The organism is Faecalicatena contorta, assembly GCF_003149105.1.
In the GTDB taxonomy this organism is placed as follows: Bacteria; Bacillota; Clostridia; order Lachnospirales; family Lachnospiraceae; genus Muricomes; species Muricomes contortus_C.
In genome coordinates this window covers 161,674-179,576 of sequence record NZ_QGDS01000003.1, presented here as the reverse complement: position 1 = coordinate 179,576, position 17,903 = coordinate 161,674, and the positions used below count along the sequence as shown (strand labels likewise).

At 43.3% G+C, this 17,903-nt stretch carries 18 protein-coding genes and 1 pseudogene; 12 read left to right on the top strand and 7 right to left on the bottom strand.

Annotated elements, in window-relative coordinates:
* The first annotated feature begins 30 nt into the window (after nucleotides 1-30).
* A complete protein-coding gene (locus tag A8805_RS06700; protein WP_109709433.1) occupies nucleotides 31-1,209 on the top strand; it encodes a pyridoxal phosphate-dependent aminotransferase in 1,179 nt (392 codons plus the stop codon).
* A gap of 148 nt (nucleotides 1,210-1,357) precedes the next feature.
* On the opposite strand, the gene A8805_RS06695 is transcribed toward A8805_RS06700, so the two are convergent.
* Nucleotides 1,358-2,284, bottom strand: a complete 927-nt coding sequence (locus tag A8805_RS06695) for a LysR family transcriptional regulator (protein WP_109709432.1) — start codon at nucleotides 2,282-2,284, stop codon at nucleotides 1,358-1,360.
* 128 nt (nucleotides 2,285-2,412) lie between these two features.
* On the opposite strand from A8805_RS06695, the gene A8805_RS06690 reads away from it, so the two are divergent.
* From A8805_RS06690 to A8805_RS06645, 10 genes are all read left to right on the top strand, one after another.
* Nucleotides 2,413-3,093: an RraA family protein gene (locus A8805_RS06690; protein WP_109709431.1), complete on the top strand. Its 681-nt coding sequence runs from the start codon at nucleotides 2,413-2,415 to the stop codon at nucleotides 3,091-3,093.
* A 54-nt stretch (nucleotides 3,094-3,147) separates the two neighbouring features.
* Nucleotides 3,148-4,419 (top strand): Glu/Leu/Phe/Val family dehydrogenase, encoded by a 1,272-nt coding sequence (locus A8805_RS06685; RefSeq protein WP_109709430.1) that lies wholly within the window; start codon nucleotides 3,148-3,150, stop codon nucleotides 4,417-4,419.
* A gap of 25 nt (nucleotides 4,420-4,444) precedes the next feature.
* Nucleotides 4,445-5,191 carry a 5-oxoprolinase subunit PxpB gene (gene pxpB, locus A8805_RS06680; protein WP_109709429.1) on the top strand — a complete coding sequence of 249 codons (747 nt, stop codon included), beginning with the start codon at nucleotides 4,445-4,447 and terminating at the stop codon, nucleotides 5,189-5,191.
* Between the two features lies 1 nt (nucleotide 5,192).
* The gene (locus A8805_RS06675; RefSeq protein WP_109709428.1) at nucleotides 5,193-6,137 is read left to right on the top strand and encodes a biotin-dependent carboxyltransferase family protein; all 945 of its coding nucleotides are present in this window, start codon (nucleotides 5,193-5,195) and stop codon (nucleotides 6,135-6,137) included.
* Nucleotides 6,138-6,179: 42 nt separating this feature from the next.
* Entirely contained in the window at nucleotides 6,180-7,145 is a 966-nt protein-coding gene (locus A8805_RS06670; protein ID WP_109709772.1) for a D-2-hydroxyacid dehydrogenase, read from the top strand.
* A gap of 307 nt (nucleotides 7,146-7,452) precedes the next feature.
* Nucleotides 7,453-8,886, top strand: a complete 1,434-nt coding sequence (locus tag A8805_RS06665) for an acyl-CoA carboxylase subunit beta (RefSeq protein WP_109709427.1) — start codon at nucleotides 7,453-7,455, stop codon at nucleotides 8,884-8,886.
* A 12-nt stretch (nucleotides 8,887-8,898) separates the two neighbouring features.
* On the top strand, nucleotides 8,899-9,696 hold the full coding sequence (locus A8805_RS06660) for an OadG family transporter subunit (protein ID WP_109709426.1): 798 nt from the start codon (nucleotides 8,899-8,901) through the stop codon (nucleotides 9,694-9,696).
* 15 nt (nucleotides 9,697-9,711) lie between these two features.
* A complete protein-coding gene (locus A8805_RS06655; RefSeq protein WP_109709425.1) occupies nucleotides 9,712-10,080 on the top strand; it encodes a biotin/lipoyl-containing protein in 369 nt (122 codons plus the stop codon).
* Nucleotides 10,081-10,103: 23 nt separating this feature from the next.
* Nucleotides 10,104-11,252 (top strand): sodium ion-translocating decarboxylase subunit beta, encoded by a 1,149-nt coding sequence (locus A8805_RS06650; protein ID WP_109709424.1) that lies wholly within the window; start codon nucleotides 10,104-10,106, stop codon nucleotides 11,250-11,252.
* Between the two features lie 37 nt (nucleotides 11,253-11,289).
* On the top strand, nucleotides 11,290-12,705 hold the full coding sequence (locus A8805_RS06645) for an oxaloacetate decarboxylase subunit alpha (protein WP_109709423.1): 1,416 nt from the start codon (nucleotides 11,290-11,292) through the stop codon (nucleotides 12,703-12,705).
* Between the two features lie 160 nt (nucleotides 12,706-12,865).
* Here A8805_RS06645 and A8805_RS06640 read toward each other — a convergent pair whose 3' ends face one another.
* Entirely contained in the window at nucleotides 12,866-13,156 is a 291-nt protein-coding gene (locus A8805_RS06640) for a hypothetical protein (RefSeq protein WP_109709422.1), read from the bottom strand.
* A gap of 171 nt (nucleotides 13,157-13,327) precedes the next feature.
* On the opposite strand from A8805_RS06640, the gene A8805_RS06635 reads away from it, so the two are divergent.
* Complete coding sequence (locus A8805_RS06635; RefSeq protein ID WP_109709421.1) at nucleotides 13,328-13,876, top strand: DNRLRE domain-containing protein; 549 nt, start codon at nucleotides 13,328-13,330, stop codon at nucleotides 13,874-13,876.
* A gap of 88 nt (nucleotides 13,877-13,964) precedes the next feature.
* Here A8805_RS06635 and A8805_RS06630 read toward each other — a convergent pair whose 3' ends face one another.
* The 5 genes and pseudogenes from A8805_RS06630 to A8805_RS06610 all read right to left on the bottom strand — a co-directional run.
* Nucleotides 13,965-14,714, bottom strand: a complete 750-nt coding sequence (locus A8805_RS06630) for a MerR family transcriptional regulator (protein ID WP_109709420.1) — start codon at nucleotides 14,712-14,714, stop codon at nucleotides 13,965-13,967.
* 33 nt (nucleotides 14,715-14,747) lie between these two features.
* A complete protein-coding gene (locus tag A8805_RS06625; RefSeq protein WP_109709419.1) occupies nucleotides 14,748-15,386 on the bottom strand; it encodes a YczE/YyaS/YitT family protein in 639 nt (212 codons plus the stop codon).
* A 16-nt stretch (nucleotides 15,387-15,402) separates the two neighbouring features.
* Nucleotides 15,403-16,788, bottom strand: coding sequence for an amidohydrolase (locus tag A8805_RS06620; RefSeq protein WP_109709418.1), 1,386 nt, complete (start codon nucleotides 16,786-16,788; stop codon nucleotides 15,403-15,405).
* Complete coding sequence (locus tag A8805_RS06615) at nucleotides 16,785-16,988, bottom strand: hypothetical protein (protein WP_109709417.1); 204 nt, start codon at nucleotides 16,986-16,988, stop codon at nucleotides 16,785-16,787. Before A8805_RS06615 ends, A8805_RS06620 begins: the two co-directional genes overlap by 4 nt.
* Before the next feature lie 438 nt (nucleotides 16,989-17,426).
* Nucleotides 17,427-17,903 (bottom strand): annotated as a pseudogene (locus A8805_RS06610) (hypothetical protein); the annotation flags it as partial.

Below are 17,903 nucleotides of genomic sequence, written 5' to 3'. Positions count from 1 at the left end.
AATAATATTAATAGTTTTGGAGGATTTCATATGGAATACAAAGTAGCGAAAAGAATGGAAAGTCTTCCTTTTTCAGGCATTCGTGCGGTAATGGAGAAGGCGACGAAGATGCAGCAGGCAGGGGAGAAAGTTATTCATCTGGAAATCGGCCGGCCGGATTTCGACACACCGGAGAAAATCAAAGAAGCTGCATATGAGAGTCTGAAAGCGGGGCATGTATTTTATACATCAAATTATGGAACACCGGCACTCAGAAAAGAAATCGCAGAATGGGAAACGAAGAATCATGATGTGGAATATGAAGCTGAGGAAGTTCTTGTAACAGTGGGGGTGGGAGAAGCAACCTATGCATCCATGGCGGCATTCCTTCAGGACGGGGATGAGGTTCTGGTTCCTAATCCGGTATGGCTGAATTATATTCATGTTCCGGCTTCTCTGGGAGCGGCGCCTGTGACGTACAGCCTGCGGGAAGAGAACAATTATCAGATTGATTTTGTTGAGTTGGAATCCAAGGTGACGGATAAGACTAAGATGATTGTAGTTGTCAACCCAAGCAATCCTACGGGTGGTGTATTTTCAAGAGAGACAATGGAAAAATTAAGTGAGATTGCCGTGAAACATGACCTGCTTGTGGTTGCAGATGAAATTTACAGTCAGCTGGTGTATGACGGGACAAAGCATATAAGCATTGCATCCCTTCCAGGAATGAAAGAACGAACAATCACATTGGGCGGTTTCTCAAAAGCCTATTCCATGACGGGATGGCGTCTCGGGTATATGTGCGCACCAAAGGAGATTATCCAGGCTTGCGTAAGAATGCATCAGTATACAATTACCTGCGCTTCTTCCTTTGTACAGGAGGCGGCAGTCACAGCACTGCGTGACTGTGCAGAGGACGTGGAGGCTATGAGGCGGGAATACCAGAAACGAAAAGATTATATGGTGAAGGCTCTCAATGAGATTGATGGCATTAGCTGTAATAATCCAGAGGGTGCATTTTATATCTTTGTGAACATCAAGAGCCTGGGAATGTCCTCTATGGAAGTGGCAGAGTATCTTTTGGAACATGCAAAGATAGCGCTCGTTCCGGGATCTGCATTTGGATCAGAGGGTGAGGGGTATCTCAGGATATCATATGCCTGTAGTTATGAGGAACTTCAGGAGGCTTGTGCACGAATCAAGGAAGCAGTAGCAGGGCTGAGAAAATAGTATACCTGAGGAATAAATAGCATATCTTCTTGAACATTAGTAGTTTGATAAGTATAAGAAAATGACAGCCGCTGGAAAGTGACAAATGGCCGGTGAATGAAAGTGTCCGAGTATATAGGACATTCATTCACCGGCCATTTGTCTGCAGCTACTGTTTTGTTGGGCCCAGTACCTGACCTGTGGGGAGGGTGGGCGAAGGGTTTTTTAAAAACTGTTCCAGAGTATCTTCAAAAAACTCAACAGCCCATTTGCTGGTGGTTTTAGGATAGCGGTGTGTAATCTTATAGCAGACCCTGTTTGGTGGTGGATTCTTCAATTGGCTGATATAGAGGGGGCGGTAATGCACCAGTTCCCGAATTACAGAAACTGGTGCAATCATCCAGTTTCCCGGGTTTTTCCACAAACGATCCAGCAGTGTGATAGTATCGGCTGCAATATGAGGCCGGGAGACGGCGGACAGCCATCGGTCATGCCAGATTTGGAAGTTATCATCCCAGCTGAGAAAAAGCTCCAGGGAGGAATTCAGCTCATCTGTATGTACTTTGGGAGACCGGATAGCAGGCGGGTCAGACTGAACGAGATAAAGCGTTTCTTCAAAAATCTTTTCAGTGATAATATTCTTGTAATGCAATTTATGGTATACAAATCCAATGTCTATACTGTGATCCCCCAGCAAACCGTACAGTTCTGAGGAATGGTGTGACTGAATACTAAGGTCGATGTGGGAGTGCTCGTGAGAGATTTTACTGTAAAGGGGGGCGAATACGGCTATATTCAGGCTGTCGGGACAGCCTATGGTCAAGAGAAGGGTCTCCTGGTTGCGCTGGAGTTCCATGGTCTCTTTCCACAGAGACATCCAGCGTTCTGCAAGCACGATGAAATCCATACCCTTTGGGGTAAGTTCCACCTGCTTATGTCCCTTGCTTCGTATCACAAGCGGAAATCCTAATTCATTTTCCAGTGAACGCAGCCTGTGGCTGACGGTCGGCTGGGATAAATACAGCAGCTCTGCCGTTCGGGTAATGCTTTTCGTATTTACAATGGTTAGAAAGGTTTCAATTTCTGACAGGTTCATATTCTACTCCTCCAAATTTTGATTTCCATATATAGAATCTATTTATATTATACAGAGAAATTATTCGTTTTTCAATTATTAACTTGTATGATAGCATAAAGACAGATTAAAAGAAAAGAGGTTTTTATATGTCAGCAGGATGTAGGATCAGGAAAAGTTTTGAAAGACCGTCGAAAGAATTAGTGGAAGCTTTCCGCGGCATTCCGGTAGCCAATATAGACGATAATTGTGGGAGGATTGCAGCTGTTGATGCAAGCATTTATCCGCTGAATCCCAAAGCTCGTCTTCTGGGAACCGCTTTCACAGTAAATGCCCCGGCGGGAGACAATCTTTTGTTTCACAAAGCATTGGATATGGCACAACCGGGAGATGTCATCGTCCTTGCCAATAAGGGTAGTATGAGCAGAGCGCTCTGCGGAGAAATCATGAGCAGCTATGCACAGTCAAGAGGACTTGCAGGTATTATCATTGACGGTTGTGTCCGGGACAGCGATACCTTGAGTGAGATGGATTTTCCCGTGTATGCAAAGGGTGTTACACCGAACGGCCCATACAAGAACGGTCCCGGAGAAATGAACTTCCCAGTTTCCTTTGCAGGAATCATCATCAACCCAGGAGATATCATTGTAGGAGATTCAGACGGACTGATCGCAGTAAAACCGGAGCATGCTAAAGAACTGGCAGAACTCGCAAAGGCTTATCATGCAGCAGAAGAGAAGCAGATGAAAGGAATTCTGAATCGCGGAGAATGGCCGCGTTCTTGGGTAGATTCCAAATTAGAGGAAGTAGGATTTGAATTTGTAGACTAGGAAAAGAAATACTTAACACTCATTATAGTTGGAAAATGAAAGAAGGAAATCAAAATGGAGCCAAAGAGTTATAATCCTTATGAAAATATGATTGCTGTACTTGAGCAGGCCGCCGGCAAGTTGGGACTGGAGTCGAATGAGTATGAGACCTTAAAATATCCGGAACGAGAACTGACGGTATCCATTCCTATCAAAATGGACAATGGAGAGTTGAGAGTATTTGAGGGATATCGTGTACAGCATAATAGTGCAAGAGGTCCTTATAAAGGCGGAATCCGTTATCACCAGAATGCCAATCCGGATGAGGTGAAGGCTCTGGCAGCGTGGATGTCATTCAAATGTGCTATTGTTAATATTCCTTATGGTGGGGCGAAAGGCGGAATCAAGGTGGATCCCAGAGAATTATCAAAGGATGAATTGATTAGGCTGACAAGAAGATATACGACCAGAATTCTTCCTTTGATTGGACCAGACCAGGATATTCCTGCGCCGGATGTGAATACAAACGGGGAAGTAATGGGCTGGATTATGGATACTTACAGTATATTCAAGGGACACAGTGTTCCGGGCGTTGTTACTGGAAAACCCATTGAAATCGGCGGGTCCATTGGGAGGGCAGAGGCGACAGGACGCGGTGTCACAATCATTGCGGAAAAATGCCTGACAGATTTGGGACTAAAACCGGAAGAACTGAGTTATGCAATCCAGGGTATGGGAAATGTAGGCGGGACGGCAGCGGGCATTTTGTATGGACAAGGAAAGCGTATCGTTGCAGTTAGTGACTGGTCCGGTGGCGTGCAGAATCCGGATGGATTGAATATTCCGGAGATTGTGGAATTCCTTTCTGACAGAAGTAAGTGTCTGAAAGAATATGCAGGCGAGGGCGTGGAGCATATCACAAATGATGAGTTATTGACCTATGGGTGTGACGTATTAATTCCGGCTGCTTTGGAAAACCAGATTACAGCAGACAATGCATCCAGGATTCAGGCAAAGGTGATTGTCGAGGCAGCGAATGGTCCCACCAGCGTGGAGGCAGATGAGATTCTTGCAAAAAGAAACATTCTGGTAGTGCCGGATGTACTTGCAAACGCCGGTGGAGTCGTTGTATCCTATTTTGAGTGGGTTCAGAATATTCAGAGCATGGCATGGGAGCTGGACGAAGTAAATCAGACGTTGAAAAAAATAATGATGAAAGCCTACCAGGACGTAAGAAGGATGAGTCAGGAAAAACACAGCACCATGCGTATGGGAGCATATATGGTAGCGATTGACAGAATTTGTACGGCAGGCAGGCTAAGAGGTGGTCCGATTTCCATGGCATAGAAATCAGAAGGCAGAGGTACTATTTATGGATGTGAAATTTCTTATAGCAGGGGACAGAGCGGTATCCGTTGAATTCGGTAAAGAAATCTGTCTTGAAATTAATGAAAAAGTCCGCATGTTGGAAGAAGAGTTGAAAGATAATCCGATAGACGGCGTGATAGAAGTTGTACCGACTTATTGTGCCTTGATTGTACATTACCATCCTGAGGTGGTGCGTTACAACAATCTGGTTGAAGCATTGAAAGTAAGGCTGGGCAGCATGCGTTCTTTGGAGACAAAGAAAAAAATTGTCAAGGAGGTTCCGATTTTCTACGGCGGAGAAACAGGACCGGATTTGGAGTACTGCGCACAGCTGGAACAGGTTTCTGTGGAGGAGCTTATCCGCAGACATTCAGAACATGAGTATTATGTGTATATGCTTGGGTTTGCGCCGGGGCACCCATATATGGCAAGATTTGAGGAACCGTTCAGCTTCAAGAGAAGAGAGGAGCCCAGGGTAAAGATTCCGGCCAGATCAGTGGTTGTTCAGCAGAATCTGTCGGATTTGATTCCGTTCGAACAGCCCTGCGGATGGAACATCATCGGAAGCACACCGCTGGATATCTGCAACTATGACAAGGAGGAGCCATTCCTTTTGAATGCAGGCGAATGGGTGAAACATGTTCCAATCACAAAAGCGGAATATGATCAGATCCGAAGGGATGTAGAGAAAGGAACATATCAGGTGAAAACTTATAGTCTGGAGAAAACTGCCGGAGAACGGAGGGGATGATATGGGGATTATAGTAGAAAACGGCGGAATTCTGACAACGGTTCAGGATGAAGGAAGATTTGGATATCAGGCATACGGGGTATCTACTTCAGGTGCTATGGACAGCCACTCTTTCCACATTGCAAATCTCCTTGTAGGAAATCCGATGACAGAAGGGGCGCTTGAGATGACGTTTATCGGGCCGAAACTTCGATTTACCTGTGACAACATCATTGCGGTTACCGGCGGAGACCTGACACCAATGCTGGATGGCGAGACATTGCCGATGTATCAGGCCGTTCTTGTAAAGGCGGGGCAGAAGCTGTCTTTTGCGGGAGCGAGAAACGGATGCCGGGGATACATCGCATTTTCCGGAGGACTGGACATACCGGAGGTGATGGGCAGTAAATCCACGCTTTTGAGAAACAAGCTTGGAGGGCTGGAGGGACGCAAGCTGGAAAAGGGAGATGAAATTGCATTTTTGGCTCCTAAAACAGAACTGACCAGGATGCGGGAACGGAAAGTGCCTGCAAATGTATATCCTCAGAAAGAAGTTGTCCTTCGTGTCGTACTTGGTCCACAGGATGATGAATTTACGGAGAAAGGAATCCGCAGTTTCTTTTGGAACAGCGGGGTAATTACCAATGAATTTGACCGGATGGGCTGCAGAATCGAGAGAGATCCGGTGGAGCATCGGGGAGACGGAAACATAAACACAGATGGAATCTCCCTTGGTTCTATTCAGGTACCGCCTAACGGCAAACCTATTATTATGCTGGCAGACCGGCAGAGTACAGGGGGATATGCAAAGATTGGAACAGTGATTTCAGTGGATCTGCCCCAAATTGCCCAGAGTCAGCCGGGACAGAAGATTCGGTTTATTGAGGTGAGCCTGGAGCTGGCACAGAGTTTGTATATCCGAGAGCTGAATCAGATGAAAGAGTTGGACGAAAAGCTGAATGCATAGCAGGCTGTACATAAAAACAGGAGAAGAAAGGTGAGAAGTGGTATGAAAATAGTAGTTTTAGACGGATATACAGAGAATCCGGGCGATTTGAGCTGGGATGCGCTGAAAGAACTGGGTGAGGTGACTGTTTATGATCGAACCGCCTATGAGGAATCACCACTGATCGCAGAGCGTATCGGTGATGCAGAAATCGTTGTAATGAACAAGACACCGATATCAAAGGAAACGATTGACAAGTGCAAAAACATTAGGCTGATTGCGGTGCTTGCAACAGGATATAATGTAGTAGATTATGGATATGCAAAAGAAAAGGGGATTCCGGTTGTGAATGTGCCGACTTACGGAACTCAGATTGTAGGCCAATATGCATTGGGACTGCTTTTGGAAATCTGCTCTCACTACGGGTATCATGATGAGACTGTAAAAGCTGGAAAATGGGAGAACAATGAGGACTGGTGCTACTGGGATTATCCAATGATTGAGTTGTATGGCAAGACCGCCGGCATCATCGGACTTGGAAAAATTGGCCAGGCTACGGCAAAGCTGTTGAATGCACTGGACATGAAAGTTATAGCCTATGATGCTTATGAAAGTGAAGCAGGAAGACAGCTGGCGGAGTATGTGTCCCTGGATGAGCTGTTTGCACGTTCTGATGTTATTTTCCTGCACTGTCCGCTTTTCCCAGAGACAGAAGGAATCATCAATAAAGAAAATATCGCAAAAATGAAAGATAAAGTGATTCTGATTAACAACAGCCGCGGACAGCTTGTAGTGGAGCAGGATTTGGCGGACGCATTGAACCAAGGCAAGGTATATGCGGCAGGCCTTGACGTTGTTTCTTCAGAACCGATCAAGGGCGACAATCCGCTGTTGAAAGCCAGAAACTGCATAATTACGCCACATATTTCCTGGGCGGCTCAGGCATCGCGGCAGAGAATCATGGACATAACCGTAGAAAATATTCGGGCATTCCTTGCCGGAAATACGGTGAATCAGGTAAATGGGTAGGAAATACCAGCTTGTTTCACGCTCCAGGTATTCATCCCCGATATAGGGGAAATACAAAGAAGTATTTGGACTCTTGAAGTTTGAGTACTTCTTTTTGGCATATTTATCAGCTGATAAATATCAATAATGTGTAACCATAATGTGATATTGATTCAGAAACAATGATGAGACTGTTCTCCTCGAAGAATTCGAGAGTAAAAATCAGTTTTCGGAAGCCATCATTGTCTGAATGCCCTATAGCTACAAAATTAATTAAAGAGGAAAGGAAGGTATAATTATTACTTCTGAATAATTATGCAGGGACAAGATGGGTAATAGTGAAAAAACAAAGGCAATAAGTCGAATTGAAAGCCTGCTGGATGCCGGTAGTTTCATTGAAATTGGAAAAGAAATTACAGCCCGTGCAACAGATTTCAATTTAAAAGAGGTAGAAACACCAGGGGACGGAGTGATTACCGGATATGGTGTGATTGATCAAAACCTGGTTTACGTGTACAGTCAGGATGCTGCAGTACTTGGTGGATCTATTGGCGAGATGCATGCCAGAAAAATCACTGCTATTTATGATATGGCGATGAAGATGGGTGCTCCGGTTATCGCATTTCTAGACAGTGCAGGGCTTCGCCTGCAGGAAGCAGCGGATGCATTGGAAGCTTTTGGAAGTATTTTTAAGAAACAGACAATGGCATGTGGAGTTGTACCCCAAATTAGTGCTGTCTTTGGCAGCTGTGGAGGTGGACTGGCAGTTTCTTCAGCTTTGGCGGATTTTACATTTATGGAGTCTCAGGGAAAGTTATTTATAAACTCACCTAACGCGATTGCAGGAAATGCAAAATCAATATGCGATACATCGTCAGCAGAATTTCAGGCAAGGGAGTCGGGAGCTGTTGATTACATTGGTAGTGAAGCGGAGATTATTGGACGGATCAGACAGCTAGTATCAATATTGCCGGGGAATAACAAAGATAGTGGTCCATGCAGTGAGAATGTGGATGATTTAAACCGATTGACACCAGCTATTTCAGGCGCATATGAAGATACTGCCGTACTGTTGACTCAGCTTTCAGATGGCGGTCAGTTCATTGAAACAAAGAGAGATTTTGCCAAAGACATGGTAACTGGATTTATCAAACTAAATGGTTATACGGTGGGTGCGGTGGCAAACCGCAGTAAAATTTACGCTGCCCAGGGAGAAGCAGAACCGGTATCCGATGGTTCTTTAAGTGCATCGGCAGCGGGTAAAGCAGCAGACTTTATACGTTTCTGTGATGCATTTTCTATTCCTCTATTGACTCTGACAAATATCAATGGTTTTGCAGCAACCAAGGATAATGAGAGAAACCTGAGCAGAGAAGCTGCACGTCTTGTGTACGCTTTTGCTGATGCTGAGGTTGCAAAAGTAAACGTAATCATCGGAAAGGCATATGGTACGGCTTATCAAATAATGAATAGTAAATCTTTGGGTGCAGATATAGTTTATGCATGGCCGGATGTACAAATTGGCATGATGGAAGCTGGAATGGCCGCAAAAATCATTTATGCCGAGGCAGATGTGCAAACTATAAAAGAAAAGACTGCTGAGTATCAAGAGCTGCAGACAAGCCCTCTGGCAGCAGCGAGACGTGGTTTTGTCGATTCTATTATTGCTCCGGAAGAAACCAGGAAGTATTTGATTGGAGCTTTTGAAATGTTATATACGAAAAGGGAAGGCCGTCCGGCCAAAAAACATGGGGCAGTATAGTGAGGTGAATCAATGATAAAGAAGGCTAGCATATTGTTAAGTATGATTGCAGTCATTGTGTTTCTTACAGGGTGTGCAGCGACAAAAGAGAGCAGTCATTCATATGACGATGAGTTATTGAAGCAGACAAGTGAAGTGATTATTACCCAGGTTTTATCAAATGTAACAGAAGAATCACTTACACAGGTGCAGAAAATGGATGATTTTGCATTTCAAAGCCAACTTTATAATTTTGGTATTCCGATGACCCCGCAGGTCTACCTGGAATCTGCAAATGGGTGGATACAGGCACAGGAAGAGTGTGGTGCATATATAGATCATGGAGATTACAGCATCGAAGTGGAGAAAAACACCGTCAAGTTGACAACAGCTGCCCAGTTCAAGAACAGGAGCGCTGACATCACATTTACTTATGATGATAAGTCGTATTTACAAAGCATGACGATTAGTGCGGATTATTCCATGGGTGAAATTCTCAAAAAGGCGGGGTTAAACACACTGCTTGGCATGAGCACAGTGTTTGTGGTTTTGATTTTTATCTCCATAATAATTTCATTGCTAAAATATGTGCCTGCTTTGTTAGCTGGGAAAAGAGAAACCCAGGAGCAAAAAGCGGAACAGATTGAACAGGGGGTGGTGGATATGTCAGAAAACAGCGGGCAAACTGCTGTTATTGCAGAAAAGACAGAAGATATGGATGACACTATATTGGTTGCCGTAATCGCAGCAGCGATCGCAAGTGCCGAAGGGATAAGTTCGCAGAGCTTTGTGGTTAGGAGTATTAAAAGAAGACCGGAAAACAGATGGTAAAGGAGAAGGCGGAAAATGAAAAATTATACAATTACAGTAAATGGAAAGACATATGATGTAGCAGTGGAAGAAAAAGTGGGGGGAGTAACAGCACCGGTTGCAGCAGCAGCGCCGATAACTCCGTCAGTACCAGTGCAGGCAGCCCCGGCAAAGAATGTGGAGACAGCCGGAGCTATTGAAGTGAAAGCCGGAGCTGCAGGAAAAGTTTTTAAGTTAGAAGCAGCGGTTGGACAGGCAGTAAAGAAAGGTGATGCTGTCATCATTATCGAAGCGATGAAAATGGAAATACCAATTGTTGCTCCGGAAGATGGAACGGTAGCTGATATTAATGTGGCAGTGGGAGATACAGTAGAGGCTGGAGCTGTATTGGCCACCTTGAACTAGGATAACTAGTTGGAGGAAAAACTATGGAGTATATACAAAATACACTAGGGAATCTTGTGCAGCAGACGGCCTTCCTAAATATTACTTTTGGGAATGTTCTGATGATTGCCGTTGCCTGTGTGTTCTTGTTTTTAGCAATTAATAAAGGCTTTGAGCCACTTTTGCTAGTACCGATTGCTTTCGGTATGCTGTTGGTGAATATTTTCCCGGATATCATGATTTCAGCAGAAGAAGCGGCGAATAACACGCCAGGATTGCTTCATGTTTTCTATATTCTTGATGAATGGGCAGTGCTTCCGTCCTTGATATTTATGGGGGTTGGGGCAATGACAGATTTTGGTCCGTTGATTGCCAATCCCAAAAGTTTTCTTCTGGGAGCAGCAGCGCAGTTCGGAATCTTTGCAGCCTATCTCGGTGCAATGGCCATGGGCTTTTCGGATAAGGCAGCAGCAGCGGTTTCGATTATCGGAGGTGCAGATGGGCCTACATCCATCTTTCTGGCTGGTAAGCTGGGGCAGACCGATATTCTGGGTCCGATTGCTGTAGCGGCATATTCATATATGGCATTGGTGCCGATTATTCAACCGCCAATTATGAGACTGCTGACAACCGAAAAAGAACGAAAAATTAAAATGGAGCAGTTAAGACATGTTACGAAGTTAGAAAGGATCCTGTTTCCCATTATTGTTACTATTGTTGTATGTATGATTCTTCCCACGACAGCACCGTTGGTGGGAATGCTGATGTTAGGTAATCTGTTCAGGGAATCAGGAGTAGTACGCCAATTGACAGAAACAGCCTCAAATGCATTGATGTATATCGTGGTTATTCTGCTGGGAACCTCGGTCGGGGCAACCACAAGTGCGGAAGCATTTCTAAACGTGACAACATTAAAAATAGTCTTTTTAGGCTTAATTGCATTTGCCTTTGGCACTGCAGCTGGTGTCCTGTTTGGTAAGTTGATGTGCCTGGCAACTGGAGGAAAGGTAAATCCACTGATTGGCTCAGCAGGGGTATCTGCAGTGCCTATGGCGGCAAGAGTATCACAAAAGGTTGGTGCTGAAGCTGATTCAACAAACTTTCTGCTGATGCATGCTATGGGACCTAACGTGGCGGGTGTTATCGGTACTGCCGTGGTAGCAGGAGTGTTTATGTCAATTTTCGGCGTGTAACTAGAGAAGACTATAAATCAAAATGGAGGAATAATAAATGGCAGAAATAGTAAAAAAGCCAGTTAAAATAACAGAAACAATATTGCGTGATGCACATCAATCATTGATTGCCACCCGGATGACCACGGATGAGATGCTGCCGATTATAGAGAAGATGGATAAAGTCGGATATAACGCTGTGGAATGTTGGGGAGGAGCAACTTTTGACGCTTCCTTGCGATTTCTGAAAGAAGATCCATGGGAACGGCTGCGCAAATTTAAGGATGGATTTAAGAATACAAAGCTACAAATGCTTTTCAGGGGACAAAATATTTTGGGATACCGCCCCTATGCCGATGATGTAGTGGAATATTTCGTTCAGAAATCTGCTGCAAACGGTATTGATATCATCCGTATTTTTGATTGTATGAATGACTTGCGAAACCTGCAGACAGCAGTAACTGCGGCAAATAAGGAAAAAGCAGAAGCACAAGTGGCAATGTCATACACTATAGGGGATGCGTATACACAGGAGTATTGGATTGAACTGGCAACACGTATTGAGGCGATGGGAGCAAGTTCAATCTGCATCAAGGATATGGCAGGATTGCTGCTTCCATATGAAGCAACCGATTTAGTAACTGCATTAAAAGAAAAGGTAAACATCCCAATTGAGATGCATACTCATTATACGTCAGGTGTGGGTTCTATGACTTACCTGAAAGCGGTGGAAGCGGGAGCGGATATCATTGATACTGCAATGTCACCGTTTGCCCTTGGCACTTCACAACCGGCGACAGAAGTAATGGTAGAAACTTTCAAGGGAACTCTGTATGATAGTGGATTGGATCAGAGCCTGCTGGCGGAGGTTGCCGATTATTTCCGGCCTCTTCGTGATAAAGCACTAGATACTGGATTGCTCAATCCAAAGAATATGGGAGTAAATATAAAGACATTATTGTATCAGGTACCCGGTGGTATGTTGTCAAATCTAACTTCCCAATTAAAAGAACAGAGAGCAGAGGATAAGTATTATGAAGTACTGGAAGAAGTTCCGAGAGTGCGGGAAGATTTGGGACAGTGTCCGCTAGTTACTCCTTCGTCACAGATTGTAGGTACTCAGGCAGTGTTCAATGTTCTGATTGGTGAGCGGTACAAGATGGCAACGAAAGAAACCAAAGATGTGTTGAGTGGCAGATATGGGGAAACCATTAGACCATTCAATCCGGAAGTGCAGAAGAAAGTTCTGGGAGAAAACCCAGATATTATTACCTGCCGGCCCGCAGACTTAATTCCAGACGAGATGGGTACACTCAGAAAAGAATGTGAACGCTGGATTCAGCAGGATGAGGACGTGCTTACTTATGCACTGTTTCCCCAGGTGGCAGTTGACTTCTTTAAGTATCGCGAAGCCCAACAGACAAAAGTGGATCAAAATGTGGCAGATAAAGAGAGTGGCAGTTATCCAGTATAGGCAGCAAGGAATCAGCTGCCAATTCCTGTTTAAATAAGGTAAAGGCAGCTGATCTTATATCTATCTTACAATAGAATAGAAGGACATACATTTCTTGTGCTATTGAGGCCACTTGAAATTGCCTAAAAGTTTTATTACATCTCTCGGATTGGTAGTATTTTTATGCTGCGGAATAATAAATAGTTCCAGTAGATGCTGTAATTGTTCCTAACGTAGTGTTTTCCACTACAAAGGTTTCTTCATTTGCTGCAGGGATAGTCCCTGGGTCTGTTACTACAAACGTATAGTTCTCTTCAGTTGTACCATCAGATAAAACAATATAATAATAAGCATTTGTCCCTGTGGCACAGGGAACAGCTGCTGTATTGGTTACTACAATGGAAAGCACTGAATTCGGACTGTCGACACTAAACGGAGTACCAGCTGTTACAGTAATATTTACATCAGTCATTAAAATCACTCCTTACGGTCTTATAAAATTTAAGGAAATCTCTTTCCACTTTTATTATATTCGCAAGGAAGACTTATGTGCTTAATAAGGTATACTTATTGAACTACTAATGTTCAATAAGATATAACACAAAGTCAAAGAAATTTTCATATAGTATATGGGTGATGTAAAATGGGTTTATTAGATTTGAACAGTAAAGAATCAATCAGTTTAAAGCATGGCACAAGATGTCCGCTTTATGACAATAAAATATATTGGGGATATCCATTTCAGACGTATTTGTTTTTTGAAATTTCTCAAGTGTCTTATTTCACGCCCTTGCTGGAAGCAAAGCTAATCTTGTATAAAATTCCCAACTGTTGTGAGAGAAACGCTGATTTACAGGAAAAAGCGTATCAGATTTCTCCGCTGTTGGATTTTTTCAGTATTTATAATGATTGGTATGAATCTCCAAAAGTGGATGATAATTATCGCGTGGAATATACGAATCAGCCTTGTGTCAGCTACAGTGAAATTGACATTACGAATATTGTAATGTCTTGGACTAATGGAACAATTGAAAATAAAGGGCTGCTGCTGACAGGCAGCCCTTATGTGGAATATTTGATTTATGCATCGAATCATTATGAAATTAAAGGGATGCGCCCAATGCTTCGCTTGACATATGAGGGAGCATCTCCTTCATTCAGCAAAGCAGATTGCACTGTAGAAGTGCGGTAAACACTGTTATTTGTTGGATATACTTTTAGCAGTGCATTCCATTTGGCTTTGAATGCACTGCTGTTTAAAAAAGTCTGTTTCAAGGATTTTAAGCCTTTATCGGAATCTGGATCTTGGTCAGGTAATGATCTGGATTTTTTTCTACAAACTGGTCGATGATATTAAAATGTAGGGACCAGTCCTCAAGTTCCAGATTTCTGTATTCATCTCTTAGTGCAAGGACATGTTGCCAAATCTCTGTGTATCCGCCTCTATGCAATGCACATAAATATTTTCCCGCTCTTATTTCCTTCACATTGGTCACAGGTGGTTTTAAATCTTTTTCTGTCCCTAAATACGCTCCAAACTTTCGCTCACTGTTTTGATAAAATACGATGGTAGGATTCAAATAAAAAGACTTGTCCCTATAAAGAATCTCTTCTGCCCCAATAGGCAGATAGTAACGGGGTCCAAATTCCTGTATCGAAGTTTTCATGAAATCTGCATGGGACAGCTCAGCCTTTATAAAGTCTGTTTTTCTTTTTAAGATATTTTTGGTGTTTTTTAAATGCTCGATTTCCTGATTAATGTAATTCAGACGGTTCTGCATCTCCTCCAAAGAGGTTTCCACATTTCTATTATCCATAATCTCCGCAATTGTCTTTAACGGATAGCCAAGCTGCCTCATATGGCAAATAGCCGCCAGCTTATAACACTGCTCAAATTTATATTTCCGATAATTGTTTTCTTCTCTGTATTCCGGCTCAAACAATCCGATTTTATCGTAGTAGCGCAGCGTTTGCACGCTTAAATCAAACAATTTACTTATTTCACCTATTGTATAAGTTTTATAATCCATCCCACATCACCTCAGAGCAATTTTATTTAAGTCTCAGTCCTGCTGCGCCTTTTGAGTATGTTTTATTACTACTTGCATAATTGGCCCTGTAATTACAACAGAGACAATCGTACCGGCACCCCAGGCAGCTCCCAGAAGTATTCCTGCTGCCGTGAGCACAATATCCACACCCCATCGGCAAACCGTAAAAGGAATCCCGAACTTTTTGTTCAGAGCCACAGACATTCCGTCAATTGCTCCGATTCCAAAGTTCACACCGACATAGTAGCCCAGCCCAACGGCCGTAATTACTCCTCCCAGAAACAGAATCACTGCTTTTAGAGCAGCCGGTATGGTATCTACATAAAAGGGCTGTATCAGAAACACTCCTACATCAATAAAAATCCCCATAAAAAAGGTCGCCAAAACAGTTCCGATACTGATTAGCTTTCGATCCAAAAATACCAGAATAACAAGAAAAAATACATTGACTAAAATTCCGGCGACTCCATAGCTCATATGAAATGCCACATGGACTCCATCACCGATGGTTGCCGCCGGAGCACTGCCCCAGTTAACCAGATACATCATGGCAGTCCCGATTCCTGTAATAAATAAACCAATGCATATTTTCAGTGTTTTCATCAACAGTGATTTCATACCTGCTTCTTTTATATTCGTTGTCTTTTCCATTATCTATTCTCCTGATTTAGAATGCGTTACAACAGTTGCGAAGTACATCCGTACAAACCTGTTCTCCTTCATGTGAAAGCTTTTCTTCATCAATTCCTACAAGTCTGCCCTCTCGAGAAACTACATTTCCGCCTACCATAGTGAGCCAGGTCGGACCTGTTACTCCGCCTCTGGCAAGCAGGTTCGCAGGATCATGCCAGGTTCCAGTCAGTTCTAAGTTCGTTGTATCAATCATGAATAAATCTGCGGCTTTTCCAATTTCCAGAGATCCGATATCGTCTCTTCCAAGGGTTTTTGCTCCATTGATGGTTGCAATCTTCAGTAATTCATATGGTGTGATACATCCCCCACGCTGTTTGCTGTGAAATGCCTGCATTAAATATGCCATTCTCAAAGAATCCAAAAGATTGGAGCTGTCATTGGTTGCAGAGCCATCGCATCCGAGACTTAACAGAACACCTTTTTCTTTGAAGGTATTGAAATCCAGAATTGGGAATCCGCCCAGTACAGCAGGGGCCGGACAATGAGAAACTCCTGTTTTGTATTTTGCCAATCTGTCCAGTTCCTCATTGGTCATCTCCCATCCGTGTGCAAACCAGACATCTTCACCTATAAAATCTATTTCCTCGCACCAATTTAAACTTCTCATACCCCAGCGCCGCAGGATAACTTCATTTTCTCCTTCCCCGAGATGTGTATGCAAATGGACATTATGGCTTCTTGCCAGTTTTACAGATTCCACAAAAGTATCTTTGTAGCAGTTTAGCGGCTGGCAGGGAGCAACTACGATCTGACTTTTTGAAAAAGAATTCGGATCGTGGTATTTTTCAATTAATCTTTGACAGTCATTAATAAATGCATCTGTAGTCTCAAGCATTTCTTCCGGCATGGTACTGCCTTCACTTCTGGGCAGAGTGTTGGTTCCGCGTCCGGCAGTATAGCGGATTCCAAGTAATTGGGCGGCCTCCATCTGTCTGTCAACAGGTTCAATTCCCGTTTTTTTTGTATAACAGTATTGATGATCAAAAGCAGTAGTGCAGCCATGTTTTAAAAGATCTGCCATAGCTGTCAGCGAAGAATAATAAATCACATCATTATTAACCAGCTTAAAGACCGGATAGATTTTATCCAGCCATTCGGGTACAGTCATATTAGGATAATCTACTTTGATGGTATTTCGAATAAAGGTCTGGAAAAAATGATGATGGGTATTAACAAGTCCCGGATAGATAAACTTATTTTTACCGTCTATGATCTCATTCACACCTTCAGAGGATAGGTTTTCACCGATTTCAATGATTTTCTGATCTTCAATTAACAGATCGGAATCTTTATAAACAGTATCTTTTTCATCACAACTTACAATTGCCTGAGCGTTTCTTATTAACTTTCTCATATTCATTGTCCTTTCGCCTCTATTGATAGTTTCATTTTACAAGCCGCAGCCAGCTGTACTGCAGCTTCTTTCATACGCGTTTGAAAGAGCAGGTTTGTTAACGCCTTTAAACAGAGTATAGAAGCTATAGTAACTATAGGGTCAATGGAAACATTGTATAAAATTGAAGAATATTCTTGTGCAGGTTTCACAATCGGTGCAGACATCCTTCGACTCCTGGAGAAGTGTTTTCCGCATAGCAGCATAAGTCTTATTATTAATTAGATTGGGTGATTTGACAACCGGCTTTATCTATCAACAGCCGGTAATTATGGCTATTGTTTCATTAATAGCTTCAGTCCTGATATGTGGTCGGTCGATCGGATCGGCGGGTTATGTGGAACAACTCACGATTAGTTTAAGAATTGCATTTACTGTTGTATTTACTGTGTTCTGTGTCTTGAGAGTATCCGCTTCTCTCGCCAGAGGCAAGGTTGTCAGAGCAGGCGAAGAAAGGTAAAGGATTCACTGGAATTTTACTCATATTATGCATGAGCTATCTTTCTATATTTAATTGATAAATTCCGCTTTCTTCTAACCCGGCTATAAATACAGAGGATTGCTCTAGAGCAATCCTCTGATAATAGTACATACCAACTTATATTTTAAGCGACCCGTTCAACGGATAAGGTTGCACCTCTACCTGCAATCGGAAAAGTGAAATCACCCGCTACAGAAGAGCTCATTTGAATCGTTAACTGCTCTCCTGCAGTAAGATCGTAATAGTCAATCAGACTGAAGGTAATGGGTTCTCCGGCAAGTACCTCCATTGCCTGCCTCATAACTCCTTGTGGAATGCTATTAAGGCCCAAGCTAAAGATAACGGTTGCATTCTCACTAAAGGAACCAAGTGCAGTGATATCAATGCGATAGGTTCCATCTTCCGTGATTGTAATGTTATTCGCTGTTGTAAAATCAAGACCGGCCGAGGCAGTACTTTGATTGGGCATCGGCACTTCAGCGTCTATAGTCGTTAACGCGAGGGTCCCTACTGCTGAGGACAAGCCTCCAAAGGCACTGATCATACCTCCTGTTGCTCCGGTGGGACCAGTTGCGCCATCAGCGCCAGTGGGACCAGTTGC